We start from the raw sequence: 23,204 nt of genomic DNA on the forward strand, positions 1-23,204 counted from the left end.
CCCTTTCGCCTGTGGCGAAACCTGCGTTAGTGTGTGTATGTCGACAATCATCGGAATACGCAACTTACAGACGAACCGACAGAGTTCGTATGCGGTCTCGATGGGTATGAGGTATTAGGTCGAGCTAGGAGGCTGGACAGATGGGATCAAAACTCGTCCGCACAATTGCGGGTCTGTGCGTGGCAGGGATGGCCACAACCGCAATCGCTCAGCAGGCGACCAGCACCAATCGGGTTGCTGCGAAGACCGACTGGAGCGTTTTTGTGGAGAAAGATCCCACAGAATGCTGGAGCGTATCCGCGCCCAAAGAGACTGTGAACACCAAAGGTGGACGCGTGGTTTCGGTGCGCCGCAGCGACATCCTGTTGTTCGTATTCTACCGCCCGAATGCCGAAGTCAAAGGTCAGGTGACCTTTACTGGCGGCTATCCTTTCGCGGCAGGATCGACGGTCACCCTTGAGATTGACGGCACCGAGTTCGCTTTGATCACCGAAGGTGAATGGGCCTGGCCGGCAACCGAAGGCGAAGATCTGAAGGTCGTCGCAGCGATGAAGCGCGGCACCGAGGCTGTTCTGACCGCCCGGTCCGAGCGCGGCACCCAGACCAAAGACACCTTCTCGCTGTTGGGTTTCAGTGCTGCGATCGAAGACGCCGAAAAGCGCTGCACCCAATAAGCAAGGACAACAGGTTCGCGCAGTCCCGTCATTTGGCGGGGCTTTTTCGTGGGCGATCATACGTGTCATCTGATCATTACGTTACGTCCACCCCCCCCAATTGATCCGCATCAAGGCAAGCGATCCATTTTTCTGAACCAATCAGTTCAAATATATGGAAGGAGCTTATCCATGCTGAACAAACCCCTTGCTGTCGTGTTGGTGGTTGCCGCCGTGTTTTTGAGTGCATGTGAAAAAAACAACGAAACATATCCGGTATCTGGCGAGCAATGCGGCCCGAAAGACCCCGTGCAAACTTTGGACGCGGATGATTGCGACATCCTCCCTGCAGGGATCTGACATGTTCACCTGATCTGATTCCTCGCAATCGTAATGCAGATAGTTCGGCCGCATCGGTTTGGCCTTTGCGGCCGACTTGCAATTGGGACCACAGCGCAACGCGTGCTACGGTGGCCACATACAAGGGTTCATATGTGGAAACGGATAATGCGTTACGTCTTGATTGCAGTGTTTTTCTCGTCGGCCGCGTGGGCGGATCCCAGCCTGGAATGTTACGACGCAGGTTCGCAGGTCGAAATCGGAGCCTGCGTTGGGGAAATGGAGAAACGCGTGAATATGGCTGTTGAGACAAGCTATGGCTTCGCCATGCAGTCCGCAGTTGAGCTGGACGAGGTCACAGACCGTGTGGTCGCACAACCGGCGCTTGAGGCTGCGCAAGAGGCATGGAGAGGATATCGCGATGCGCAATGTGAAGCTGTGGGTGCTTCATACGGCGGCGGCTCTGGTACCGGCATCGCCATCGCGTCTTGTCGCGTCGATCTTGGCCGGGCGCGTGCGGACGAATTGCTGCGTATGGCAAATTAAACGATACGAATTCTTTTGATCTTTGCGCGCGATCCTATATAGAGGCGCATCCCAAGCCCGAATTCGTTGAGATAGCAACATGTCGCCCAAAGCGCCGATCACTCAAGATGTCATGACCATCCCCCGCAAACTGCCCGAGGGGAAGATCAACCTTGTCGGGTTGACCCGTGATCAGTTGCGTGACGCTCTGATCGCACATGGTACGCCGGAAAAGCAGGCCAAGATGCGGACCGGGCAGATCTGGCAGTGGATCTATCAATGGGGCGTGCGCGATTTTGCCGAGATGACCAACCTCGCCAAAGCGTATCGTGCGCAACTGGCTGAGAATTTCGTTGTTGAAATCCCGGAGGTCGTGACCCGGCAGGTGTCCGAGGACGGCACGCGCAAGTATCTTTGCCGCATCGCGGGTGGCCATGAAGTTGAGGTTGTCTACATCCCCGAAGAGGATCGCGGGACGCTGTGTATCTCGTCTCAGGTTGGCTGCACGCTGACCTGTTCCTTCTGCCATACGGGCACGCAGAAACTGGTGCGCAACCTGACGGCTGCAGAAATCGTTGGTCAGGTGATGATGGCCCGCGACGATCTGGACGAATGGCCAACCCCTGGTGCGCCCAAGGACGAAACGCGCCTGTTGTCGAACATCGTTCTGATGGGCATGGGTGAGCCGCTGTATAACTTTGAAAACGTGCGCGACGCGATGAAGATCGCCATGGATCCCGAAGGGATTTCCCTGTCGCGCCGTCGGATCACCCTGTCGACGTCGGGCGTGGTGCCGGAAATTGCGCGCACAGCTGACGAGATCGGCTGTTTGCTGGCGATCTCGTTCCACGCGACAACGGATGAAACTCGCGATGTTCTGGTGCCCATCAACAAGCGCTGGAAGATCCAAGAGCTGCTGCAGGCATTGGCAAACTATCCCAAAGTGTCGAATTCCGAGCGGATCACCTTTGAATACGTGATGCTGGATGGCGTGAACGACAGTGACGCAGATGCGCATCGCTTGATCGACCACATCAAAAGTCACAACATTCCCGCCAAGATCAACCTGATCCCGTTCAACGAATGGCCCGGGGCGCCTTATAAGCGCAGCTCGAATAACCGCATTCGGGCGTTTGCGAACATTATTTATCAGGCAGGCTATGCCTCTCCCATTCGCAAAACACGTGGCGAGGACATCATGGCGGCATGTGGTCAGTTGAAATCGGCCACAGAGCGCGCGCGCAAGTCGCGGAAGCAGATCGAAGCCGAAGCGGGATTGCAAAGCTAACACATCCAGCTTTCGTGCAAACTACGCCAAGAAATTAATGTTCTGGCCGCTGTTATTTGTATGCACAATTTGATATGTTTTATGGGCTGAAACCGGCTGCCTAGGCCTCACGCTTGCGCACAAAGCAGTGAGAGTCGCATTCCGGTCGTGGCGCGTTTGTTCATGGCCGCTATCATTTTAGACGAAATTTGCGGCGTTCAGGCGAACCTTTTGAACCAGGTGGGCCAAATAAATGTTTGTACGATTTTCAAGACTGTTTCCGACATCTCTTGCGGCTTTGTTTGTGGTGGGGCTTGCTGCGCATCAGGTTGGCGCTCAATCCAGTGGTGAGGATGCTCACCTTGCCATTGAAAATCCTGCCGAGCTGTCCAAAGAAGAAGCCTTGGGCATCTACAAGTCCCTGCAGCGCCGGATGGAGCGTGGCTATGCAGCCGCGCAGTTGGATTTGCTGATGAACTATCAGGCATGGCCACTGTTCAACGACGCGCCTTACATCTCGGCAACCCATGGGCAGCGCTATGTGAACAGCTATGCCAACCGCATGGCGCACAACTATGGCACTTTGGCCGAGGGTGAAAAGCTGCCGATGGGGTCAGTGCTGGCCAAGGACAGTGTCACGGTCACCGACGAGGGCAACGTCCATCCCGGTGCCCTGTTCGTGATGGAAAAACTGGCACAAGGTACCAGCCCGGAAACAGCGGACTGGCGTTACATCATGGTGATGCCGGATGGGTCCCTGTTTGGTGACACGATGGGCGCGCGTTCGGACGCTGTCGTCTATTGCCATGATTGTCACGAAGCGGTGGCTGATCGGGATTACACGTTCTTTGTTCCCGAAGAGTATGTTGTCGGCAACTAAGCGCGGGTCACTTGCGACCGAACCGCGCCGAACCGATCACCTCGATCAATGTCTGACGCACCGGCTCCGGTTGCGTTTCTACCGCATTCAGAACCTCGCGTAACTCGGCCCGAAGGCCGTGCATCTGGTCGATCAGTGAGATCATCATCGACAGCGCATCAGGCTCCATCTCGTATTGGTCGTGCAGCTCGCATGCCAGCTCCAGCCGCGCAACGTCAAGGGTGTGATACACCAGTCCCTGCTCGGTTTGCTCGGGAATGACGATCTCGGCAGCCAGGTATTCGGTCAGGCGGGTCGAGGTCAGGCGGGTGACGGTTGCGATCAGCTGCTCCTCGGTCAGGGTGCGGGTCATGACGGCATTCCTTTCCGCGGATCATAGCTGTGGGTTTCGCGCCATGTCTTCATGAATTGCTTCAGATCATCATCAATTTGGTCCGGCATGTACACGGTCAGTTCGATCAACTGATCCCCGCGATCAGACGAGCCGCGCTTCTTAACTCCCTTGCCACGCAAGCGCAGGGTTTTACCGCTGCTGGTTCCAGCCGGGACACTGACATTGACGCCACCGTCAATCGTGGGGGCAGGAACCTTGCCACCCAGAATGGCCTCATCGATCGTGATCGGTAGTGTGATATGAATATCGTCGCCCTTGCGATCAAAGACCGGATGCTTTGCCACTGACACAGTGACCAAAGCATCGCCGGGCGGGCCTTCGCCAAAACCCGGATCGCCTTTGCCGCGCAGGCGGATGGTTTGTCCATCGGTGATGCCCGCAGGAATCTTCACCTCGATCCGGTCACCATCTGGCAGCGTCAGCTTTTGGCTGGCGCCGAACACCGCGTCCAGAAAACTGATCTGCAGATTGTAAGCGCGATTGTGCCCCGGTGCGTGAAATTCGTGCGTGCGCTGCTGGTATCCTCCGCGGCCACGCATGAATTCGGCAAAGATGTCTGACATGTCATCCGGGTCTGCTGCGCGCCCACGGTAAGGGTTCCCGGCGGCCTCGGCATATTCGCGATAATACTGCTGCTGGGGACGTTCCTGACCCGAGGCATCAATCTCACCACTATCGTACCGCGCGCGCGTGTCCGGGTCTTTCAATAGGTCATAGGCCGATGCCGCGCCTTTGAACTTGGCCTCTGCCTCGGCATCCCCGGGCTTGAGATCCGGGTGGCATTCTTTTGCAATGCGCCGATATGCCTTTTTGATCTCGGCGGCGCTGGCGTCTTTGGCGACGCCAAGGATGGTATAGGGATCGTCGCTCATCTCACCTCTCGCGGGTCGGTCTGAACAGGATGAATGTGTTTTATCATGCGATTTCAATGACCCAAAAGGAAGTGGCTTTTGAAACCGCTCGCAAATTCCTTCGGGTCTGTTAACATCTGCATGTTTCTAACTGATCACTCACGGAGAACCCCATGACGCGCAGAATAAAATCCGCACTGGCCCTGTTGGCCGGGAATGCCATCGGGTTGTTGCTTGCAACGCTGTTGTTGTCGGGGTTTGCGATCAAGCCGATTTCATTCATCGTCGTGGTGATCGTGTTCACACTGGTGCAGGTGGTGGCCGAGCCGCTGATCCTGAAACTGGGTGAGAAAAAAGCCCCCTCGATCAAAGGTGGGATTGCCTTGATCGTGACGTTCGTCGGCCTGTTGGTGACCGATCTGATTACGGCCGGGTTGACCGTTGGCGGCGTTGCCAACCTGTTGGCGGCGACTCTGCTGGTTTGGCTAGGCGCACTGATCGCCAGCATTGTGCTGCCGATCTATGTGTTCACCGAACTGCGCGAGCCTAAGAAGAAATCATAACGCGTTCAGGCAGGTTTCCATCGCCTGCCACAGTTCATCCGTTGGTTCGCAACCTATTGAAAGACGAATAAAGGCTGGATCGACATCATCGCCCCAGCGTGCGCGTCGTTCGGCAGAACTGTGAACACCGCCGAACGATGTGGCCGGTCGCAGCATCGGGCAGGTGTTGATGAAAGTTTCGGCCTTTTCCTCGGTCTCTAACGTGATCGACAACAAGAACCCGAACCGGGACGTCTGCGCTTTGGCCAGAGCATAGGACGGGTCATCCGACAGGCCGGGATAGCGGATCTGTTTCACGGCCTCATGTTCTGCCAACCGTTCCGCGAGCACTTGCGCCGATGCACACATCCGGTCGAAACGAACGTCCAGCGTTTCCAACCCGCGATGCAGCAGCCATGCCTCATGCGGGCCGGGGATCGCGCCGGAAACGCGCCGCCATTCTTCGACCCGTTCCATGATCTGCGCGTTGCGGCTGGCGACATGACCCATTAGCAGGTCCGAATGTCCGCCCATTGCCTTGGTATCCGAAGCGACCACCACGTCGATGCCCAAATCCAACGGGCGTTGACCCAATGGGGTCATCGTTGTGTTGTCGGCAATCGTGAGACCGCCCGCCGCGCGAACGGCGCTAGCGATCGCGGGCAGGTCCATCATATCCAGCCCTGGGTTCGAGGGGCTTTCCAAAAAGACCACGTCGAAGCCGTCAAACCCGCCCTCAGCGAACGCCGTCGTCGGACGTTCAGTAACTAAGATGCCAAGATTGGCCAAAAACCGGTCGGCCAGCAGTCGTGTGACATAATACCCGTCCGAGGGGATCAGGATATGAGACCCGGCTTTCACCGTCGCTAACAAAGCGGCAGAAATCGCCCCCATGCCTGACGGAAAGGTCAGACAGGGCGCGTCTTCCAGATGCGCCAACACATGTTCCAGATGCACCCATGTCGGGTTGTCGACCCGTCCATAGGTCGGGTGTCCGTCAGGTGCGCCGGGCAGATGGTACATACTGCTTTGTGTCAGTGGCAGGGCCACCGGATCGCCCTTGCTCAATGCGTTCCCGCGCAGGTGCAACATCTCACCGGTCTTTGGCGGCTTCATGTCTCAGCGCCCCGGAATTTCATCGCGGGGTGGGGCCGGTTCCCAGTTTTCAATAATCTCGACCGCCTCTTGCGCGGTATCCACGAAGCGGAACAGGTCGAGATCCTCGTCCGAGATCGTGCCCGCATCAGCCAGCGCCTCCCAGTTGATGACTTTTTCCCAGAAATCGCGGCCGAACAATAGGAACGGCACACGCTCCATCCGGCCGGTTTGGATCAGCGTCAGGGATTCGAACAACTCGTCCAGCGTGCCAAAGCCGCCGGGGAAGATGGTGATGGCGCGGGCGCGCATCAGGAAATGCATCTTGCGAATGGCGAAATAGTGGAAGTTAAAGCTGAGATCGGGCGTTACATACAGGTTCGGCGCCTGCTCGTGCGGCAGAACAATGTTCAGGCCAATCGAACAACCGCCGGCATCCTGGGCACCGCGATTTCCGGCCTCCATCACGCCGGGGCCACCACCGGTGACGATCACGTTTTCCCGGCAACCGGTTTCGTTGGACTTTTCGGTCATCAGGCGGGCAAACTCACGCGCTTCGTCATAGTATTTTGACAATCCTGCCAATGTATCCGTCCGCGCGGTGTGTTTTTGCGCGGGTTCCGGAATGCGCGCGCCACCGAACATGACGATGGTCGAGGTGATCTCGCGCTTGGTCATGATCATCTCGGGCTTCAGCAATTCCAGCTGCAGGCGCACGGGGCGCAGCTCATCCCGGCACAGGAAATCATCGTCCGCAAAGGCAAGGCGATAGGCGGGTGAACGCGTCTGCGGCGTGTCCGGCACCTCGCTCGCGGTCGAGCGGTCAGTCTGGGCGTCGCGGAAAGGGCTGAGGCGGTCTTCTCTCATGGGTGATGGTTCCCTGCTTGCGTGTTCATAAAACAGCTATAGTGTTCGCAGGCAGAGTGCCAGTCACGGAAGAACAAGAATGAATTGGAAGAGTGAAATTTCAGCCGCAGCCAACCGGATCGATGGCTATGCGCAGGTGACACCGGTGATTGAAATCCGCGTGCCCGGATTGGATTATCCGGTCGAAATGAAGCTGGAGCATATGCAGCACACGGGCAGCTTCAAGGCGCGTGGGGCGTTCAATACGCTGCTCAGTTTGGACGTGCCCGAGGCTGGCGTTGTGGCAGCATCTGGCGGCAATCACGGTGCGGCGGCGGCGTATGCGGCACAAACGCTGGGGTATCCGGCCAAGATTTTCGTGCCAGACCTTGCCGGACCATCCAAGATCGCCCTGATTGAACAGACGGGCGCAGATCTGACAGTTGTACAGGGTGAATACGCTAACGCGCTGAGCGAGGCCCAAGCGCATGAGGCAGCAACCGGGGCGATGCAAATCCACGCCTATGATGCACCGGCAACCGTAGCAGGGCAGGGCACGTGTTTTGCCGAATGGGAGGCACAGGGACTGCAGGCTGACACCATTCTGGTGGCCGTGGGCGGCGGTGGCTTGATTGGCGGGGCTTTGGGTTGGTTTGATGGCGCTCGCAAGGTCGCAGCAGTCGAACCGGAAACCTCCTGCGCGCTGAACGCGGCGCTGCAGGCGGGTGAACCGGTGGATGTCTCGGTCTCGGGGATTGCAGCCAATGCGCTGGGCGCGCGGCGGATCGGAGGGATTTGTTTCGATCTTGCACAGGGAATGACGTCTGTTCTCGTCTCTGATGAGGCGATTGCCGATGCGCAAAAGGCGCTATGGCGGAACCATCGCGTATTGGTCGAACCGGCCGGTGCGACCGCGTTGGCGGCTTTGACCTCAGGTGTATATAAGCCAGAACCGGACGAACGCGTGGCGGCTCTGGTGTGCGGGGGAAATATCGCCCCGGACCCGCTGATGGGGTGAATTATCGGCTTGTGGAAGGTGGTTAAGGATTTTATCGATAATCTATGACCACTACGATCGCTGACACAATCTACCAAAATCTTAGACAGAAGATTATCACCGGCGAACTGCTTGCCGGTGAAAAGCTGCGTCAGGATCACATCGCGCGGGCCTTTGAGACCAGCCATGTACCGGTGCGCGAGGCATTGCTGCGACTCGAAGCGCACGGGTTGGCCCAAAGTGAGCCGCGCCGCGGTATGCGTGTTTCGGCGCTGGACCCGGCAGAAGTGCGCGAAGTGGTTGAAATGCGCGTCGTGTTGGAATCTCTCGCCTTGCAGCATTCGGTACAGAATATGACGCCTGGTGCGCTGAAAGAGGCGGATGACGCTCGGATCGCCTGTGATGCCGCGCAAACGATGCCCGAGTGGGAAGCGTGCAACCGTACCTTTCATCGCTCGATCCTGACGCCATGCGGGTTGCCACGCCTGCTGCATGCGATTGATGACCTGCATATCGCCGGCGCGCGCCATCTGTTTGCCCATTGGCGCCCCAAGTGGGTACACCGCGCGGATGGTGACCACGCAGCCATCGTTCAGGCGCTCAAGCGCAAGGACGCGGCCACGGCGACGGCCATTCTGACGCGCCATATCCGCCGCGCCAGCTGAACACAGGTCAAGCTAGCCGCAAATCGTACCTTCTGCGTCGCATTGCACCGCGAGATGCAGTTGCGTATAGGCCAAACAAACGTGAACAGATTCTGCAGGGAGCCATCCGATGTCCAACGCGCAACTGGAAACCGCTATCGAAGCCGCCTGGGAGGCGCGAGACACCATCACGCCCGCCACCACCGGCGAACAACGTGAAGCTATCGAAGACACACTGAACGCGCTGGACAGCGGCACGTTGCGGGTTGCTGAAAAGCTGGAGAGCGGCGATTGGCATGTGAACCAGTGGGCCAAGAAGGCGGTTCTGCTTGGCTTCCGCATCAAGGATATGGAAATCCAGACCGGTGGTCCGCAGGACGGCGGCTGGTGGGACAAGGTGGACAGCAAGTTCGCCGGTTGGGGTGAAAACCAGTGGCGTGCCGCTGGTTTCCGCGCGGTGCCGAACTGTGTCGTCCGTAAATCCGCCTATGTCGCACCCGGCGTGGTTCTGATGCCGTCCTTCGTGAACCTGGGCGCCTATGTCGACGAAGGCACCATGGTCGACACTTGGGCCACCGTTGGTTCCTGCGCGCAGATTGGTAAAAACGTACACCTGTCAGGCGGTGTTGGCATCGGCGGAGTTTTGGAGCCAATGCAAGCTGGCCCGACCATCATCGAAGACAATTGCTTTATCGGCGCACGCTCGGAAGTGGTCGAAGGCTGCATCGTGCGCAAAGGCTCGGTTTTGGGAATGGGCGTCTTTATCGGCAAGTCCACAAAGATCGTGGATCGCGAAACCGGCGAAGTCACTTATGGCGAAGTGCCGCCCTATTCGGTTGTTGTCGCGGGCTCGATGCCATCCAAGAACAACGTCAACCTGTATTGCGCCGTGATCGTAAAGCGCGTGGACGAGAAGACTCGTTCGAAAACCGGGATCAACGAACTGCTGCGCGACTAAATTAAGCGCGGATTTGAAACGGGGCTGTGGCGTATCTCGCCGCAGCCCTTTTCTGTTTATCCTTTGACTGGATAGCGGTCAGGCTCCTCAAATACGTCGATCACCCGCGAGCCCGCCTTGATTTTTCCGCCATGTTCCACGCCCGACGGAATCGAATAGCTGTCGCCGGGTCGATAGGTCTTAGTCTCTCCGCCGATTGTCAGTTCAACCTCGCCCTCGACCACCGTGCCCCATTGCGCCTTGTGTGAATGCGGTGGCAGTTCGAAATCTTTGAGGAACGTGAAGAACGCAACCAAACCCGCATCTGATCGGACGACGGCGGTCTGAACCACATCCTCGGGGAATGGCACGTCGAGGCTAGGGAAGTCTGTGATGAAATCTGGGTAGGCCATGAAAAATCCTTTGCAGTTTGAAATGGGTTTTCGCGGGTACTATGGACGCGCTTAGGGCTTCCCGCAATTCCCGGCTGCTTGACCGCGGACAGACGCGCAGCTATGGCCCCCTGCATGGAAAAGCAAAAGAAACCGTCCCGTCAGCAAGTTTATACATTGCTCGTTCAGATCGGCCGCAAAGAAGGCGACGGCCTGCCCGAAGGCGCGACCGGAGCGGCGCTGATGTGTTTTGCCAGCGGTGTGGATGAGGCCGAGGCCGTGCGTGAAACCGTTGCGATTCTGAAGCAGGCGGACACTGCGCCACTGGACGTTACAGGATACGGCACCCTGGCCGAGCGTGAAGCGCAAGGTCACGATATTGATCCTGACGAACGCGCCCTGATGCAGAGGGCGCTGGACGAAAACGCCGTTATCGTGGCGCAAATGACGCCGTTTTTCGGGGATGAAGAACCGGCTTAGTTCCGGACCCCGAACCATTTGCGGTAAATTTCGTCATAGGTGCCGTCTTCGCGCAGCGCCAACAAGGCCTGGTTCACGTCCTCGACCAGTGGCGAGCCGGTCGGGAACGCGATCCCGTAGTTCTCTCGCAGGAAAATACCGCCAGTCATCGTCGCGATCCGGCGTCCTTCATGCGCGGTGAAATAGGACAGGATCGGCGCGTCAAAGACGACGGCGTCCAATTCCTTATCCCGGAATGCGGTGAGCACATCATCCAGGTTTTCATAACCGGAAAATTCAATCTCGCGCCGGTTCAGGAAGTTTGCGGCAGTCGAGTTCGAGATTGTGCCCACCTGCTTGCCGTAAAGATCGTTGACCGAGTTCACGTTGCCGCTGATGGCATCCACGGTCATGACCGACGTGATGCGCGCTGTGAAGACCGATACGATGAACAGTGAGGACACCACCAGTACCACGCCCAGCAACCGTCCGAACGGTGTGCGCGGCATGCGTTCCTCGAACCCGCCATTGACCACAAGATTCAGCGCCCACCAAAAGGACGGGAACCATGCCTCATTCAGCTTACGGTCGAAATACGGCTGGGCCCGACGCTCAAACCCCCACATCAGCATCCCGCCGCCAAGCAGGATTGCAAAGGCCAGACCGATAGCAATGAACAGCTCAACAGACAGTAAGGCATGCAGCAGCGATGGTCTGCGGGCTGCATCCGACGGCACCATGATCTGCAAGCCGGCCTCGAATATGGGCTGGCTGAAATCCATCTGCGTTTCACGTGCAGCCGTAATCGAGATATTGGCTACAGCCAGGTCCGCGGTTCCATCCTGCACGGCACCAAGCATATCGCTGAAGGCCTCGACCCTGGTGACTGAGTAGTCCCAATTCAGTGCCTCGGACAGGGCTTGCAACAAGTCCATTGAAAAACCGGTTTGGGCCCCGTCCTCGACATAGGAAAACGGGGGGCGGGTCACGGTCGTGACCGAAAGCGTCTGCGCCTGGCTTTGCTGTGCAAGAACGGCGAAAGTCAGGCAGATCCAAACGAGAAGCGCACGTATCATCGTCAATTCACCTGTTTCGCGGCCCTCTAACGCAGATTTGAAAGGCACGGCAAGGTGGCCGCAAGGTAAACCGCCATGTTTTATTGGGGTGTCATTTCAAGACTCGCGGAAAAAAGCGCCCGGAATCCGGTGGCGAGGGGTTGGCAATTGGTCCAATTCGTTGAATCTGTGCACGATCCCGCGATTGAACCAACCAAAAGGGCCCAGAAATGACAGATCCGGTGAAGTTGACGGCGGACCTGATCCGTTGCCCATCAGTCACACCTGAGGAAGGTGGCGCGCTTGTGTTGTTGGAGAAGCTTCTGTCCGACGCAGGGTTCGACTGCACCCGCGCGGACCGGGGCGATGTCAGTAATTTGTACGCGCGCTGGGGGCCGAAAGACCATCCGCGCAGCTTTGGGTTCAACGGGCATACTGACGTTGTCCCGGTGGGGGACGAAGCGGCCTGGACGATGCCCCCCTTTGGCGCAGAAATCCGCGAAGGTGTGATGTATGGGCGCGGGGCCACAGACATGAAATCCGGCGTGGCGGCCTTTTCGGCGGCCGCTGTGGATTTCGTGCGCGACACCCCCCCGGACGGGGCGATTATTCTTGCGATCACGGGCGATGAAGAGGCGGACGCGGTGGACGGAACTACGGCACTGCTTGATTACATGTCCGAGGCTGGAGAACACATGTCTGCCTGTTTGGTGGGCGAGCCGACCTGCCCAAACACAATGGGCGAGATGATGAAGATCGGGCGGCGTGGTTCGATGACCGCCTGGTTTACAGTGACCGGCGTGCAGGGGCATTCGGCCTATCCGCACCGGGCCAAGAACCCTTTGCCCGCCATGGCGCGTTTGATGCATCAGCTGGCCAGCCACGAACTGGATCAGGGATCGGACCATTTCGATGCCTCAACCCTGGCTGTTGTGAACATTGATACGGGCAACGCAGCTACCAATGTGATCCCGGCGCAATGTACCGGAGCGGTGAACATCCGCTTTAACGATCTGCACTCGGGCGCCAGCCTCAGTGAGTGGTTGCAGGTCGAGGCCAACGCCGTGGCTGAAACCTACGATGTCGAAGTCGACGTCAGGATCAAGATCTCAGGTGAGAGCTTTCTGACCCCGCCCGGCCCCCTGTCTAATCTGGTTGCGAAAGCGGTCGAGACCGAAACCGGTGTGCGCCCCGAGATGTCGACAACAGGTGGCACATCTGATGCGCGGTTTGTCAAAGACCATTGCCCAGTGGTTGAGTTTGGCCTTGTCGGCCGAACAATGCACCAGGTCGATGAATGCGTCGAGGTGGCGCAGATCGAGCAGCTCAAGGCGATATATACGCGCATCCTTCGAGATTATTTCGCCTGAACCATGCAGCGCACATTGGTCATCATGGTGAAAGAACCCCGCCCGGGTCGGGTCAAGACGCGGTTGGGGCGCGACATCGGCATGGTTGGTGCCGCGTGGTGGTTCCGCCATCAGACACGCGCGCTGATCCGGCGATTGCGGGACCCACGCTGGCAGATAGTGCTGGCCGTCGCTCCGGATCGAGAAGGCCTGACCAGCCGCATCTGGACCGTTGATCTGCCCCGCGCGGCGCAAGGGCGCGGTGATCTGGGCGACCGCATGGGGCGCATGCTGCGCGGCATGCCGCGGGGACCGGTCTGTCTGATTGGCGCGGACATTCCCGGGATCACATCGCAGCATGTCGCACGGGCCTTCAAGGAATTGGGGCGGTCGCAATTCGTTTTTGGCCCTGCGCCGGACGGGGGCTATTGGCTGGTAGGGGCCCAACGATACGGGGCGTTGCCGAACAACTTGTTTCGTAATGTGCGCTGGTCTACTGAAACCGCACTGGCCGACACTCTGGCCTCAGTTCCGGGGTGCCGCGTAGGATTGCTGGACCATCTGCGCGACGTTGATACGGTGGCCGACCTGAGACCCTGAGCTTTTTGATCATGACGCCGTCGCATACCCGTGATAGGCCGGAAGTATGACTCGGATACCCACCAAGCAGGAGGTCCTCGATTGGATCTCGGCGAACCCCACCCTGACCTCGAAACGCGATATCGCCAAAGCCTTTGGTATCAAGGGCGCGGACCGGATCGATCTGAAACGCATTCTGAAAGAGCTAGAGGCCGAGGGGCATCTGGAAAAGCGTAAGCGCAGCTATCGCGACCCGGACCGCCTGCCACCGGTCAGCGTACTGCAGGTGAAGGCTCCGAATGCGGATGGCGACCTGTTCGCGCGACCTTTGGAATGGCATGGCGAAGGCGTCGAGCCCATTGTTCTGATCATCACCCGCGCCAGTGATCCTGCATTGGGAGAGGGCGACCGAATTCTGGCCCGCCTGACGGTGGTGCATGAGGAAGACCACAATTACGAGGCACGACTGATCCGCCGTATCGGAACCAACCCGCGCAAGATCGTCGGCATCTTTCGCAAAGGGGCCGAAGGCGGTCGGATCGTGCCAATCGACAAAGCCGGGCAGACCGAATGGCTGGTTGCGGACGGTGCCGTACTGGGTGCGAAGGACGGCGAGCTTGTCGAAGCCGAACAGGCCGGGCCAAAGAACCGCATGGGTTTGCCGCGTGCGCGTATCGTGGAACGGCTGGGCGATCCGTCTGCACCCAAGGCCGTTTCGCTGATCGCCATCCACCAGCATGGCATTCCGGATGATTTCCCCGACAAGGTGATTGACGAAGCTGACAAGTCCAAACCCGTGGGGCTGAAAGGCCGCGAAGATCTGCGGGACATGCCGCTGCTGACCATCGATCCGTCAGATGCGCGGGATCATGACGATGCCTGTTACGCCCATGCCGACGATGACCCCAAGAACCCTGGCGGGCATGTGATCTGGGTCGCCATCGCCGACGTTGCCGCCTATGTGCAGCCCGGTACCGCGCTGGATCGTGAGGCGCGCAAGCGCGGCAACTCCAGCTACTTCCCGGATCGGGTGGTGCCAATGCTGCCGGATCGCCTCTCTGGAGACCTGTGTTCGCTGCACGAAGGCGTTCCGCGCGCCTGTATCGCTGTGCGGATGCAGATCGATGCGGATGGAAACAAGATTGGTCATCGCTTTGTACGTGGTCTGATGCGTTCGGCCGCCTCGCTGCACTATGCCGAAGTACAAGACGCTATCGACGGCAATACAAATGACCGCACTGGGCTTTTGTTGGAACCTGTTTTGAAGCCGCTCTACTCCGCCTATGCCGCGCTCAAGAAAGCGCGGGCGGAACGGCAACCATTGGAGCTGGATTTGCCCGAACGCAAGATCGTTCTCGGCGACGCGGGCGAGGTTCAAAGTGTGGCCTTCCGTGACCGGCTAGATGCGCACAAGCTGATCGAGGAGTTTATGATCCTCGCCAATGTCGCCGCCGCCGAGACATTGATCGCCAAGCGCCGCCCGTTGCTGTTCCGCGTGCACGAGGAACCGGCGCAAGAAAAGCTGGAAAGCCTGAGGGAGACTGCTCAGGCTGCTGGGTTGAATTTGGCTAAGGGGCAGGTTCTGCAGACCCGACACCTGAATGCGCTGTTGAACGCGGCCGCCGGGACCGAGGATGCAGAGCTGATTAACCTGACCACCCTTAGGTCGATGGCGCAGGCCTATTACAACCCCGAGAATTTTGGCCATTTTGGGTTGGCATTGCGCAACTACGCGCATTTCACCTCTCCAATCCGCCGCTATGCCGATTTGATCGTGCACCGTGCGCTGATCACGGCGCATGGCTGGGGTGACGACGGGTTGACCGAGGATGAAATCGCGCGCCTTGATGAAACGGCCACGCATATCTCGGACACCGAACGCCGCTCAATGATGGCCGAACGGGATACGACGGATCGCTACCTTGCCGCATATCTGAGTGAGCGCGTGGGCAATGAATTCTCAGGCCGTATCAGTGGCATTGCCCGGTTTGGCGCCTTTGTGAAGATGGATGAAACCGGTGCGGATGGGCTGGTCCCCGTCCGATCACTGGGGCGCGAGTTTTTCCATTTCGACCGCGAAGCGGGAACACTGATGGGATCAGACACCGGCTTGATCATCGCCATCGGCCAGCGTGTCACCGTGCGCCTGACCGAAGCCACGCCGGTCACCGGAGGGCTAGAGCTGGAGCTGCTGTCTATCGATGATCAGGCCCTACCGCGGGGGCGGGGCGGGCCCACCAAGCGGGGTACACGGCGCAAGGCGGTCAGCACCAAGCGCAAGAAGGACAAGATCAAGCGCAAGGTCGAGCGCAAACGCCGTCAAAGGTGATACGTTAGCGCCCGAGCAATCAGCCAGCCGTGGCGGGTTTCGTCGATCTGATCCGGGTCATCAAACAAGATGGCCCGATTGCCATCGATCCGATCTTCGCCCGGAAAGGCGGTGCTTAAATCGCCCATCAGCCGGCTCTGACAATGCACGAACAACGCAAAGGACGCCGATTTGTGACCGCCCAAGCGGATGGTTGATCCCTTGGGGGCAAGATAGGCGGGTTGCCCCCAACGCAGTGCTTCATTCAATGGCTGCGCTTTGGGCAATGTCCCGGCTGTTGAAAACACCAGTTCACGCAAAGCAATCGCGCCCGAACGGGTATTTTCGGGGAGTGCTTCAAAGGCGGCCTGAACGGCGGGATCATTAAATGGTGTCATGCAGCGGTATCGCCTGTTCCATTCGGTCGATGTAATCGTTGAGCAGCCTATCTTGTTTGATCCGCCGGGTCAGCGGTGTTTCCACTGGTGTCGCGCGCATTGCGGCGAGCATTGGTCCAACGCTCAAATCTGCCGAGGTCGGTTTGTCGCCCAGAAGGTAGGGTGATTGCCACAGATAGGCGGATATCGCTTCAAGGTCCCGCTCTAGCCGATCCCGTCTCTCGACAGGTGAGAAACGGGCAACACCCTGGAATCCCAACCCCTGGACAACCTTTTTCCGGATGGAGTTCGAAACAGGTGTGCGGATCAAAGCGGGAATGACCGAAAAGAAGGTGTCGCGCAGAATTGGCCAGACCTCGTCATTGGCCCATCTGTCCATCACGACCTGAAAATAGATATGTTCCTCGGCCATGCGGATCAGCGCCCGCGCCTGCGCCTTTTGTACGTCGCTGAGCCCATGGTCGAAGTCCGCGCCCTGCGCCTCAAGCCAATCGCGAATAAGGTCGCTGTCCGGGACAAGACGCTCTGGCGTACGCAGAACAGGAAGCTTTTGATGGGGCATTTTTCGGGGGTCCAGCATATCGGACCGCTGCCAGCGTTGGCCCGCGTGTTCCAGCATATATGCGGCCTTGACGCAGAAGGGGCTGGCGCTGAACAGGCCGAAGGCAGAAGGGTAGATCAAAAGGGTCAGCATCGGGGGCTCCATTATCAGGGATGCCCGAGGGATACCTTTGCCTGATGACAGTTTCTGTCATCAGGTTTAGATTAACCTGCATTATGTCCCGAACCGCCCGTCTGTTCCAATTGATGCAAGCCTTGCGCTCTGGCCCTTCGCCAAGAACGTCCCAACAACTGGCGCAGGATCTGGGCGTGTCGCCGCGCACCGTTCATCGCGATATTGAGTCGTTACGCGGGCTTGGGGCGGTGATCGACGGTGAGGCCGGTTTTGGCTTTACCCTGATCGAAGACGCAACACTGCCGCCGCTTGGATTCACAGATGATGAGCTTGAAGCGCTGGTGTTGGGGTTGCGAGAGGTGCAGGCCATTGGCGACCCCGGTTTAGCGGATGCGGCAGGCAATGCGTTACGAAAACTTCAGGGACGCCTACCCCAGCGTCAGTCGCACCGGCTGACCCATGCCGTGTTGACAGCGACGCGGTTTGATCGCCCGGCCAAGCCCACCATCACGGTCGGGGACTTGCGACAAGCCACGTGGGATGAGCGCACGATCGAGTTTGCTTATACCGATGCCAAGGGCGATGACACCCGTCGTAAGGTGAACCCGCTGAGTATCGTCTATATGGATCGCTCCAACGTTCTGATTTCCTGGTGCCATCTGAGGCAGGATTTCCGGGTCTTCCGGCTAGACCGGATCCGCGAAATGTCCGTGACAGATGAAAGCTTTAGGCCGAACCGTATCCCCTTGCTGCGAGAAGCCCTTGCCCAGATCCGCGCACAGCACAAAGCAAAAGATCGCGAAGGGTCAAGCTGAACGCTTTGGAAAATTCCAATTCTGCGGTATTCTGAGGTTGAGCAGAAACCAGGAAAATTCGGAATGCGTAAATGCATAGGTGGCGTTATGACCGCCGCATTATGGGCATCCATTGTGCAGGCGGAATCTATCAATACTCTGGGCGGATCACAGGCCATACAGCTGGCGTCAGCTGGCGTGGCGATATCCATCCGGCCAGTTTTACGACCCTCAGCTAAGGAGTACCGGGTGTCGACGGAAGGAAACGCGCGGTTCCAGGCGTGGCTTGGAGCATTTCGTGAACGGGCGTCCGAGCGGGGGATATCAGCCTCAACACTGGACAGGTCGCTGGCAGGTTTGACCTACGATAAGGACGTGATCAGGCGCGACCGCAACCAAGCAGAGTTTTCGAAACCCATTTGGGAATACCTGGATTCCGCCGTTTCGGACACGCGGATCAGAAACGGCCAGACCGGGCTGGAACGTCACGGTGAAACGTTGGCCCGTATCGAAGCCAAATACGGCGTTGAAAAAGAGGTGGTAACGGCGATTTGGGGGCTTGAGACCTCGTTCGGGACCTACCGGGGCAGTGATCACACGATCCGATCACTGGCGACATTGGCGTTTGACGCACGACGCGCGCAGTTTTTCGAAACCCAGTTGATCGCCGCATTGCAGATCATTCAGGCGGGCGACGTCAGCCCGCGCAATATGGTGGGTAGCTGGGCTGGGGCGATGGGGCATACGCAGTTCATGCCAACCTCATTTCTGGACCACGCAGTTGATTTCGACGGGGATGGGCGGCGCGATATCTGGTCGGACGATCCAACCGATGCGCTGGCCTCGGCCGCCGCCTATCTGGCGCGGCATGGGTGGACCAAGGGGCAGCCGTGGGGCGTTGAGGTGACCCTGCCCAAAGGGTTCGACTATTCCACTGCAAGGCGGGATCACACATTGATGCCCTCACAATGGGCCGCACGTGGCGTGGTGGCGGCGAGTGGCGCCCACATTTCGGATCACGGACAAGCGGCAATTCTGTTACCCGCCGGAGGGCGGGGCGTCGCGCTGATGATCTTCGACAATTTCAAGGTGATTGAGGAATACAACGGTGCCGACGCCTATGTGATCGGGATAGGACACCTGTCTGACCGTCTTGCCGGACGGGGGGCGTTCCAAACCGAATGGCCGCGTGGTGACCGGGTGTTGAGTTTCACCGAGAAAAAGGAATTGCAATCCCGCCTGACCGAGGCTGGCTTTGATACCCAAGGCGTCGACGGGCGCACAGGGCCAAACACAGTCAAAGCTGTTCGGGCGTATCAATTGGCGCAGGGGTTGCTGCCAGACGGATACGCCAGTCTGAACCTCTTGGAAGCGTTGCGGTGACAATGTAGGGGCGTTGATCTATTGCCTGGGTATGCACTGCGGATACTCTCTCAGGTATTGGCTGTGCAACCTCCCGACTACCGGCACTCACTACGATAGACGGGAGGTGGACCCAGCAGAAGAGCGGGTCGCGACGCCGGTAGAGGTAATACAATTAACCGAGTCGCATTCGCATACTTGAATCTGAATTACATCAAATCAAGATAATTATCGCGCGATAAATTTTTGGTTGTCGCGCGATACAAAATTACTTCTTTTTGCCGCTCGATTTGATCGAATCTAGTTGTGTTCAGGAATTGAGCTGTATCGATTGACGGGCAATTGCGACTCAGAAAGTGGGAAGGGGCGCATCCAGTGCGCCCCTTAAACCTGAATAGTAGCAATCTGGGCTATGACGCCGCCTTCATCAGACCCTGCGCGATGATCTCGGCCTGCGCCTCGTCCAGTGACTTGTGAATCCGCACGAACATCTCGTCGATTTCCGCAGGGGTCAGGACCAGCGGGGGTGAGATAATCATCCGGTCACCCACATGGCGCATGATCAGGTTGTTGGCAAAACAGCGGTCGCGGCAGATGTAGCCGACCGTACCGGGCTCGGACGCGAATTTGGCGCGGCTGGCCTTGTCCGGCGTCAACGCGATCGAGGCCATCATGCCGACGATCTTGGCCTCACCGACGAGTGGATGATCGGCCAGGGCCTCCCATTTCTCTTTCAGATAGGGGGCGGCCACGTCGCGGACGTGGTCGACGATGCCTTCTTCTTCGAGGATGCGCAGATTCTCTAGCGCGACAGCCGCCGCAACCGGGTGGCCGGAATAGGTATAGCCGTGATTGAACTCGGTGCCGCCGATCACCTCGGCAATCTCGTCATTCACAATGGATCCGCCGATGGGCGCGTAACCCGAACTGAGACCCTTGGCGATTGTCATGATATGCGGTTTGATACCAACTGTTTCGGACCCGAACCAGTTGCCTGTGCGTCCAAAGCCGCAGATCACCTCATCGGCGATCAAAAGGATATCGTATTTGTCGCAAATGCGCTGGATCTCGGGCCAGTAGGTATCGGGGGCAACGATCACCCCTCCCGCACCCTGCACGGGTTCGGCAATAAAGGCCGCGACGCGGTCTTCGCCCAGTTCCAGAATGGCTTCTTCCAGCTCACGCGCGCGGGCCAGGCCAAATTCTTCCGGCGCCATGTCGCCGCCTTCTGCCCACCAGTTCGGCTGGTTGATGTGGTGGATGTTCGGGATCGGGATGCCGCCCTGCGCATGCATGCCCGCCATACCGCCCAGCGAGGCCGAACCGACGGAGGACCCGTGATAGGCATTGTGGCGGCTGATGATGATGTTCTTGTCCGGCTGGCCCTTTTCGGCCCAGTAGGTGCGCACCAGACGAATGTTGGTGTCATTTGCCTCGGACCCGCCCGCCGCGAAGAACACATGGTTCAGATCCCCCGGCGCCAGTTCCGCGATCTTGGCAGCCAAAGCGATGGCCGGAATATGGGTCGTTTTGAAGAACGTGTTGTAATAGGGCAGTTCACGCATCTGACGGGCCGCAACCTCAGCCAGTTCATCGCGACCGTAACCGATATTGACGCACCAAAGACCCGCCATGGCGTCCAGAATCTCTTCGCCTTCGCTATCGGTCAGGTACACGCCTTTGGCACGAGTGATGACACGCGCACCTTCCTCGCTCAATGATCCGTTGGCCGAAAACGGGTGCATATGATGCGCCGCATCCAGCGCCTGCAATTCGGCGGTTGGCATGTGATTGGTGATGGTCGACATCAGAGAATCTCCTGCAAAAGGCGGTTACCCGTCACAATATGATCAAATTTTTTGCTGTCAATCGAATCGAGCTGAATCAGGCGCGGATCAAAGCGTCCGACATCAATTCCATACCCTGCTCAATGTCCTGAGCAGTTGCTTTCGCCACCTTTTCCGCATCGTTCGCCCGCAAACTTGCGATGATGTCCTTGTGTCGATCCGGCAGGCTATGTGTTCCGAATCGTCCACAAACAACGCGTAGTGAGGGGCCGAACCGCAGCCAAAGCCTCTCGGCTAGATCGTTGAGAATTGGAGCATCCGCATGCGCATATAACGTTTCATGAAACTGGTGGTTCAAGCGCAGGTAACCACTGACGTCGCCGTCTGTGATGGTCTGATCCAATCGCTGATCAAGCTTCTCGAGCTGATCGATATCAGCAGGCTTTAAATTTGCGGTTGCCCGTTTGGAAAGCTCTGATTCTATTGATATTCTGGCAAAAATCATCTGCTCGACATCGGTGCCCGACAATAACGGCACGCTGACCCGTCGATTGCCCTGAAACACCAGCGCGCCGTCCGAAATCAGCCGCCGGATCGCCTCGCGGACGGGGGTCATTCCAACCCCGAGCGATTCGGTCAAACCCTGTATCGTGACGGGTTGTCCCGGGACCAGATCACCGTACATGATCTGAGATTTCAGGGTTTGGTACACCTGTTCATGAGCCGGTCTTTTTCCCTCATCCACCTTCGAGCTGGATGCTTTATTTTTGATCAAATCCAAGTGGTTTACCCTGTTTCGCGTGGTGTCGACTTGCCAGACGCCTGACCTCGTGAAACCATACGATGGATCGGGGGAAAACGCAAAACTTGATCAAATCAAAAAAAACGGGAGAATACCCGTACACTTGCAGGGAGAGAAATATGTCAATCAAAACGCTGACGATGACAGCGATTGTCGCGCTGGGGACTTCGGCGGCTTTTGCCGAAGAGGTGCGCGTCTACAACTGGTCCGACTATATCGACGAGGATCTGCTGAAAAAATTCGAAGAAGAGACAGGGCTGACCCTGATCTACGACGTGTTTGACAGCAACGAGGTTCTGGAAACCAAGATGCTGGCCGGTGGATCAGGCTATGACGTGGTTGTGCCGTCGGGCACGTTTCTACAGCGTCAGATTCAGGCTGGCGCTTTTCAGGAACTGGACGAAGCAAAGCTTTCGAATTCAGGAAACCTATGGGACGTGATTCAGGAACGTACCGCAGGCTATGACCCGAACAACGCCTATTCGATCAACTACATGTGGGGGACGACCGGCCTCGGCGTTAACGTTGGTAAGGTTAAGGAAGTGCTGGGCGATGACGTTGCTCTGAACAGCATGGACTTGGTTCTGAAACCAGAGAATATGGAAAAGCTGGCCTCGTGCGGCGTCCATTTCCTGGACGCTCCGGCCGAGATTATTCCGATGGTGCTGCAGTATATCGGTGAAGATCCGGACAGCCATGACACCGATGTGATCGGTAAAGCCGAAGAAGTCCTGGCTGGCGTTCGCCCGCATATCCAGAAATTCCACAGCTCGGAATACATCAACGCGCTGGCAAATGGCGATATCTGCGTAGCTGTCGGTTGGTCAGGTGACATCCTGCAAGCGCGGGATCGCGCGGCCGAGGCCGAAAATGGCGTGGAAATTGAATACCACCCATTCGCTGAAGGTTCGCTAATGTGGTTCGACCAGATGGCCATCCCGGCAGATGCTCCGAACCCGGAAGGCGCACACCAGTTCTTGAACTTCATTCTGGACGCCAACAACATGGCTGCCGCATCGAACTATGTGTACTATGCCAATGGCAACAAGGCTTCTCAGGAATTCCTTGAGGAAGACGTGATTGGTGATCAGGCAATCTATCCGAGTGATGCCACGATGCAGAATCTGTACATCACGACACCTTATCCGGTCAAAACACAGCGGAGCGTGACCCGTCTGTGGACCAAAATCAAATCGGGCACCTGAACCGAAGTATTTGAGCAAGGCGGCCCGACCGCCTTGCCCTTTCAATCAGACCGTCGAACGGGGGCCGC

The 23,204-nt window shown here is 57.9% G+C and carries 26 protein-coding genes; 16 read left to right on the forward strand and 10 right to left on the reverse strand.

Annotation, left to right across the window (positions count from 1 at the left end; genetic code table 11):
- The first annotated feature begins 140 nt into the window (after positions 1-140).
- From AC2FJF_RS17480 to AC2FJF_RS17500, 5 genes are all read left to right on the forward strand, one after another.
- Positions 141-674, forward strand: coding sequence for an invasion associated locus B family protein (locus AC2FJF_RS17480; protein WP_496726510.1), 534 nt, complete (start codon positions 141-143; stop codon positions 672-674).
- Between the two features lie 171 nt (positions 675-845).
- Positions 846-1,013: a hypothetical protein gene (locus AC2FJF_RS17485; protein ID WP_199520039.1), complete on the forward strand. Its 168-nt coding sequence runs from the start codon at positions 846-848 to the stop codon at positions 1,011-1,013.
- Between the two features lie 147 nt (positions 1,014-1,160).
- Positions 1,161-1,538, forward strand: coding sequence for a lysozyme inhibitor LprI family protein (locus AC2FJF_RS17490; protein ID WP_496726511.1), 378 nt, complete (start codon positions 1,161-1,163; stop codon positions 1,536-1,538).
- Positions 1,539-1,617: 79 nt separating this feature from the next.
- A complete protein-coding gene (gene rlmN / locus AC2FJF_RS17495) occupies positions 1,618-2,805 on the forward strand; it encodes a dual-specificity RNA methyltransferase RlmN (protein ID WP_496726512.1) in 1,188 nt (395 codons plus the stop codon).
- 232 nt (positions 2,806-3,037) lie between these two features.
- Positions 3,038-3,664: a cytochrome P460 family protein gene (locus tag AC2FJF_RS17500; protein WP_496726513.1), complete on the forward strand. Its 627-nt coding sequence runs from the start codon at positions 3,038-3,040 to the stop codon at positions 3,662-3,664.
- A 7-nt stretch (positions 3,665-3,671) separates the two neighbouring features.
- Here AC2FJF_RS17500 and AC2FJF_RS17505 read toward each other — a convergent pair whose 3' ends face one another.
- On the reverse strand, positions 3,672-4,016 hold the full coding sequence (locus AC2FJF_RS17505) for a hypothetical protein (protein WP_496726514.1): 345 nt from the start codon (positions 4,014-4,016) through the stop codon (positions 3,672-3,674).
- Positions 4,013-4,930 (reverse strand): DnaJ C-terminal domain-containing protein, encoded by a 918-nt coding sequence (locus AC2FJF_RS17510; RefSeq protein ID WP_496726515.1) that lies wholly within the window; start codon positions 4,928-4,930, stop codon positions 4,013-4,015. Before AC2FJF_RS17510 ends, AC2FJF_RS17505 begins: the two co-directional genes overlap by 4 nt.
- Before the next feature lie 152 nt (positions 4,931-5,082).
- On the opposite strand from AC2FJF_RS17510, the gene AC2FJF_RS17515 reads away from it, so the two are divergent.
- The gene (locus tag AC2FJF_RS17515) at positions 5,083-5,472 is read left to right on the forward strand and encodes a hypothetical protein (RefSeq protein ID WP_113791816.1); all 390 of its coding nucleotides are present in this window, start codon (positions 5,083-5,085) and stop codon (positions 5,470-5,472) included.
- Here AC2FJF_RS17515 and AC2FJF_RS17520 read toward each other — a convergent pair.
- Together AC2FJF_RS17520 and AC2FJF_RS17525 are read right to left on the reverse strand one after the other, a co-directional pair.
- Positions 5,467-6,567 carry a cystathionine gamma-lyase gene (locus tag AC2FJF_RS17520; protein WP_496726516.1) on the reverse strand — a complete coding sequence of 367 codons (1,101 nt, stop codon included), beginning with the start codon at positions 6,565-6,567 and terminating at the stop codon, positions 5,467-5,469. The genes AC2FJF_RS17515 and AC2FJF_RS17520 overlap by 6 nt on opposite strands.
- A gap of 3 nt (positions 6,568-6,570) precedes the next feature.
- Positions 6,571-7,413, reverse strand: coding sequence for an LOG family protein (locus tag AC2FJF_RS17525; RefSeq protein ID WP_496726517.1), 843 nt, complete (start codon positions 7,411-7,413; stop codon positions 6,571-6,573).
- 79 nt (positions 7,414-7,492) lie between these two features.
- Between AC2FJF_RS17525 and AC2FJF_RS17530 the strand changes: the two genes are divergently transcribed.
- The 3 genes from AC2FJF_RS17530 (at position 7,493) to dapD (ending at position 9,991) form a co-directional block, all read left to right on the forward strand.
- Entirely contained in the window at positions 7,493-8,410 is a 918-nt protein-coding gene (locus tag AC2FJF_RS17530) for a threonine/serine dehydratase (RefSeq protein WP_496726518.1), read from the forward strand.
- Positions 8,411-8,454: 44 nt separating this feature from the next.
- Positions 8,455-9,054 (forward strand): GntR family transcriptional regulator, encoded by a 600-nt coding sequence (locus AC2FJF_RS17535; RefSeq protein ID WP_496726519.1) that lies wholly within the window; start codon positions 8,455-8,457, stop codon positions 9,052-9,054.
- A gap of 109 nt (positions 9,055-9,163) precedes the next feature.
- Complete coding sequence (gene dapD / locus AC2FJF_RS17540; RefSeq protein WP_496726520.1) at positions 9,164-9,991, forward strand: 2,3,4,5-tetrahydropyridine-2,6-dicarboxylate N-succinyltransferase; 828 nt, start codon at positions 9,164-9,166, stop codon at positions 9,989-9,991.
- 56 nt (positions 9,992-10,047) lie between these two features.
- On the opposite strand, the gene AC2FJF_RS17545 is transcribed toward dapD, so the two are convergent.
- On the reverse strand, positions 10,048-10,383 hold the full coding sequence (locus tag AC2FJF_RS17545; RefSeq protein WP_496726521.1) for a cupin domain-containing protein: 336 nt from the start codon (positions 10,381-10,383) through the stop codon (positions 10,048-10,050).
- A 114-nt stretch (positions 10,384-10,497) separates the two neighbouring features.
- On the opposite strand from AC2FJF_RS17545, the gene AC2FJF_RS17550 reads away from it, so the two are divergent.
- Positions 10,498-10,842, forward strand: coding sequence for a DUF8846 family protein (locus AC2FJF_RS17550; protein ID WP_058272663.1), 345 nt, complete (start codon positions 10,498-10,500; stop codon positions 10,840-10,842).
- Here AC2FJF_RS17550 and AC2FJF_RS17555 read toward each other — a convergent pair.
- Positions 10,839-11,897 (reverse strand): transporter substrate-binding domain-containing protein, encoded by a 1,059-nt coding sequence (locus tag AC2FJF_RS17555; RefSeq protein WP_496726522.1) that lies wholly within the window; start codon positions 11,895-11,897, stop codon positions 10,839-10,841. The genes AC2FJF_RS17550 and AC2FJF_RS17555 overlap by 4 nt on opposite strands.
- A gap of 209 nt (positions 11,898-12,106) precedes the next feature.
- Here AC2FJF_RS17555 and dapE point away from each other — a divergent pair, with 209 nt between their 5' ends.
- From dapE to rnr, 3 genes are read left to right on the forward strand one after another with little or no spacing between them, the layout of a single operon-like run.
- A complete protein-coding gene (gene dapE / locus AC2FJF_RS17560; protein ID WP_496726523.1) occupies positions 12,107-13,246 on the forward strand; it encodes a succinyl-diaminopimelate desuccinylase in 1,140 nt (379 codons plus the stop codon).
- Between the two features lie 3 nt (positions 13,247-13,249).
- Positions 13,250-13,825 carry a TIGR04282 family arsenosugar biosynthesis glycosyltransferase gene (locus tag AC2FJF_RS17565; protein ID WP_496726524.1) on the forward strand — a complete coding sequence of 192 codons (576 nt, stop codon included), beginning with the start codon at positions 13,250-13,252 and terminating at the stop codon, positions 13,823-13,825.
- Between the two features lie 46 nt (positions 13,826-13,871).
- On the forward strand, positions 13,872-16,133 hold the full coding sequence (gene rnr / locus AC2FJF_RS17570) for a ribonuclease R (RefSeq protein WP_496726525.1): 2,262 nt from the start codon (positions 13,872-13,874) through the stop codon (positions 16,131-16,133).
- Here rnr and AC2FJF_RS17575 read toward each other — a convergent pair.
- The gene (locus AC2FJF_RS17575) at positions 16,124-16,510 is read right to left on the reverse strand and encodes a DUF1801 domain-containing protein (RefSeq protein WP_496726526.1); all 387 of its coding nucleotides are present in this window, start codon (positions 16,508-16,510) and stop codon (positions 16,124-16,126) included. The genes rnr and AC2FJF_RS17575 overlap by 10 nt on opposite strands.
- Positions 16,497-17,204 (reverse strand): glutathione S-transferase family protein, encoded by a 708-nt coding sequence (locus AC2FJF_RS17580; RefSeq protein WP_496726527.1) that lies wholly within the window; start codon positions 17,202-17,204, stop codon positions 16,497-16,499. The genes AC2FJF_RS17575 and AC2FJF_RS17580 overlap by 14 nt, the downstream gene beginning before the upstream one ends.
- 83 nt (positions 17,205-17,287) lie before the next feature.
- Between AC2FJF_RS17580 and AC2FJF_RS17585 the strand changes: the two genes are divergently transcribed.
- Positions 17,288-18,001, forward strand: coding sequence for a helix-turn-helix transcriptional regulator (locus AC2FJF_RS17585; RefSeq protein WP_170563635.1), 714 nt, complete (start codon positions 17,288-17,290; stop codon positions 17,999-18,001).
- Between the two features lie 63 nt (positions 18,002-18,064).
- On the forward strand, positions 18,065-19,363 hold the full coding sequence (locus AC2FJF_RS17590; protein WP_496726528.1) for a lytic murein transglycosylase: 1,299 nt from the start codon (positions 18,065-18,067) through the stop codon (positions 19,361-19,363).
- 389 nt (positions 19,364-19,752) lie between these two features.
- On the opposite strand, the gene AC2FJF_RS17595 is transcribed toward AC2FJF_RS17590, so the two are convergent.
- Both AC2FJF_RS17595 and AC2FJF_RS17600 read right to left on the reverse strand, forming a co-directional pair.
- Positions 19,753-21,150, reverse strand: a complete 1,398-nt coding sequence (locus tag AC2FJF_RS17595) for an aspartate aminotransferase family protein (protein WP_496726529.1) — start codon at positions 21,148-21,150, stop codon at positions 19,753-19,755.
- Positions 21,151-21,226: 76 nt separating this feature from the next.
- On the reverse strand, positions 21,227-21,910 hold the full coding sequence (locus tag AC2FJF_RS17600) for a GntR family transcriptional regulator (RefSeq protein ID WP_496726530.1): 684 nt from the start codon (positions 21,908-21,910) through the stop codon (positions 21,227-21,229).
- Between the two features lie 140 nt (positions 21,911-22,050).
- On the opposite strand from AC2FJF_RS17600, the gene AC2FJF_RS17605 reads away from it, so the two are divergent.
- Positions 22,051-23,136, forward strand: a complete 1,086-nt coding sequence (locus AC2FJF_RS17605; protein ID WP_113791802.1) for a polyamine ABC transporter substrate-binding protein — start codon at positions 22,051-22,053, stop codon at positions 23,134-23,136.
- Positions 23,137-23,204: the final 68 nt, after the last annotated feature.

The organism is Ruegeria sp. CDSB013 (assembly GCF_059611165.1).

What these genes read in the sequence shown, in the direction of transcription:
- AC2FJF_RS17535 (WP_496726519.1), top strand. Translation starts at nt 8,455, where the DNA reads ATGACCACTACGATCGCTGACACAATCTACCAAAATCTTAGACAGAAG.
- AC2FJF_RS17595 (WP_496726529.1), bottom strand. Translation starts at nt 21,150, where the DNA reads ATGTCGACCATCACCAATCACATGCCAACCGCCGAATTGCAGGCGCTG.
- AC2FJF_RS17520 (WP_496726516.1), bottom strand. Translation starts at nt 6,567, where the DNA reads ATGAAGCCGCCAAAGACCGGTGAGATGTTGCACCTGCGCGGGAACGCA.
- AC2FJF_RS17480 (WP_496726510.1), top strand. Translation starts at nt 141, where the DNA reads ATGGGATCAAAACTCGTCCGCACAATTGCGGGTCTGTGCGTGGCAGGG.
- AC2FJF_RS17525 (WP_496726517.1), bottom strand. Translation starts at nt 7,413, where the DNA reads ATGAGAGAAGACCGCCTCAGCCCTTTCCGCGACGCCCAGACTGACCGC.
- AC2FJF_RS17505 (WP_496726514.1), bottom strand. Translation starts at nt 4,016, where the DNA reads ATGACCCGCACCCTGACCGAGGAGCAGCTGATCGCAACCGTCACCCGC.
- dapE (WP_496726523.1), top strand. Translation starts at nt 12,107, where the DNA reads ATGACAGATCCGGTGAAGTTGACGGCGGACCTGATCCGTTGCCCATCA.
- dapD (WP_496726520.1), top strand. Translation starts at nt 9,164, where the DNA reads ATGTCCAACGCGCAACTGGAAACCGCTATCGAAGCCGCCTGGGAGGCG.
- rlmN (WP_496726512.1), top strand. Translation starts at nt 1,618, where the DNA reads ATGTCGCCCAAAGCGCCGATCACTCAAGATGTCATGACCATCCCCCGC.
- AC2FJF_RS17550 (WP_058272663.1), top strand. Translation starts at nt 10,498, where the DNA reads ATGGAAAAGCAAAAGAAACCGTCCCGTCAGCAAGTTTATACATTGCTC.
- AC2FJF_RS17490 (WP_496726511.1), top strand. Translation starts at nt 1,161, where the DNA reads ATGCGTTACGTCTTGATTGCAGTGTTTTTCTCGTCGGCCGCGTGGGCG.
- AC2FJF_RS17565 (WP_496726524.1), top strand. Translation starts at nt 13,250, where the DNA reads ATGCAGCGCACATTGGTCATCATGGTGAAAGAACCCCGCCCGGGTCGG.
- AC2FJF_RS17545 (WP_496726521.1), bottom strand. Translation starts at nt 10,383, where the DNA reads ATGGCCTACCCAGATTTCATCACAGACTTCCCTAGCCTCGACGTGCCA.
- rnr (WP_496726525.1), top strand. Translation starts at nt 13,872, where the DNA reads ATGACTCGGATACCCACCAAGCAGGAGGTCCTCGATTGGATCTCGGCG.
- AC2FJF_RS17605 (WP_113791802.1), top strand. Translation starts at nt 22,051, where the DNA reads ATGTCAATCAAAACGCTGACGATGACAGCGATTGTCGCGCTGGGGACT.
- AC2FJF_RS17555 (WP_496726522.1), bottom strand. Translation starts at nt 11,897, where the DNA reads ATGATACGTGCGCTTCTCGTTTGGATCTGCCTGACTTTCGCCGTTCTT.
- AC2FJF_RS17485 (WP_199520039.1), top strand. Translation starts at nt 846, where the DNA reads ATGCTGAACAAACCCCTTGCTGTCGTGTTGGTGGTTGCCGCCGTGTTT.
- AC2FJF_RS17530 (WP_496726518.1), top strand. Translation starts at nt 7,493, where the DNA reads ATGAATTGGAAGAGTGAAATTTCAGCCGCAGCCAACCGGATCGATGGC.
- AC2FJF_RS17515 (WP_113791816.1), top strand. Translation starts at nt 5,083, where the DNA reads ATGACGCGCAGAATAAAATCCGCACTGGCCCTGTTGGCCGGGAATGCC.
- AC2FJF_RS17575 (WP_496726526.1), bottom strand. Translation starts at nt 16,510, where the DNA reads ATGACACCATTTAATGATCCCGCCGTTCAGGCCGCCTTTGAAGCACTC.
- AC2FJF_RS17585 (WP_170563635.1), top strand. Translation starts at nt 17,288, where the DNA reads ATGTCCCGAACCGCCCGTCTGTTCCAATTGATGCAAGCCTTGCGCTCT.
- AC2FJF_RS17510 (WP_496726515.1), bottom strand. Translation starts at nt 4,930, where the DNA reads ATGAGCGACGATCCCTATACCATCCTTGGCGTCGCCAAAGACGCCAGC.
- AC2FJF_RS17580 (WP_496726527.1), bottom strand. Translation starts at nt 17,204, where the DNA reads ATGCTGACCCTTTTGATCTACCCTTCTGCCTTCGGCCTGTTCAGCGCC.
- AC2FJF_RS17500 (WP_496726513.1), top strand. Translation starts at nt 3,038, where the DNA reads ATGTTTGTACGATTTTCAAGACTGTTTCCGACATCTCTTGCGGCTTTG.
- AC2FJF_RS17590 (WP_496726528.1), top strand. Translation starts at nt 18,065, where the DNA reads ATGCGTAAATGCATAGGTGGCGTTATGACCGCCGCATTATGGGCATCC.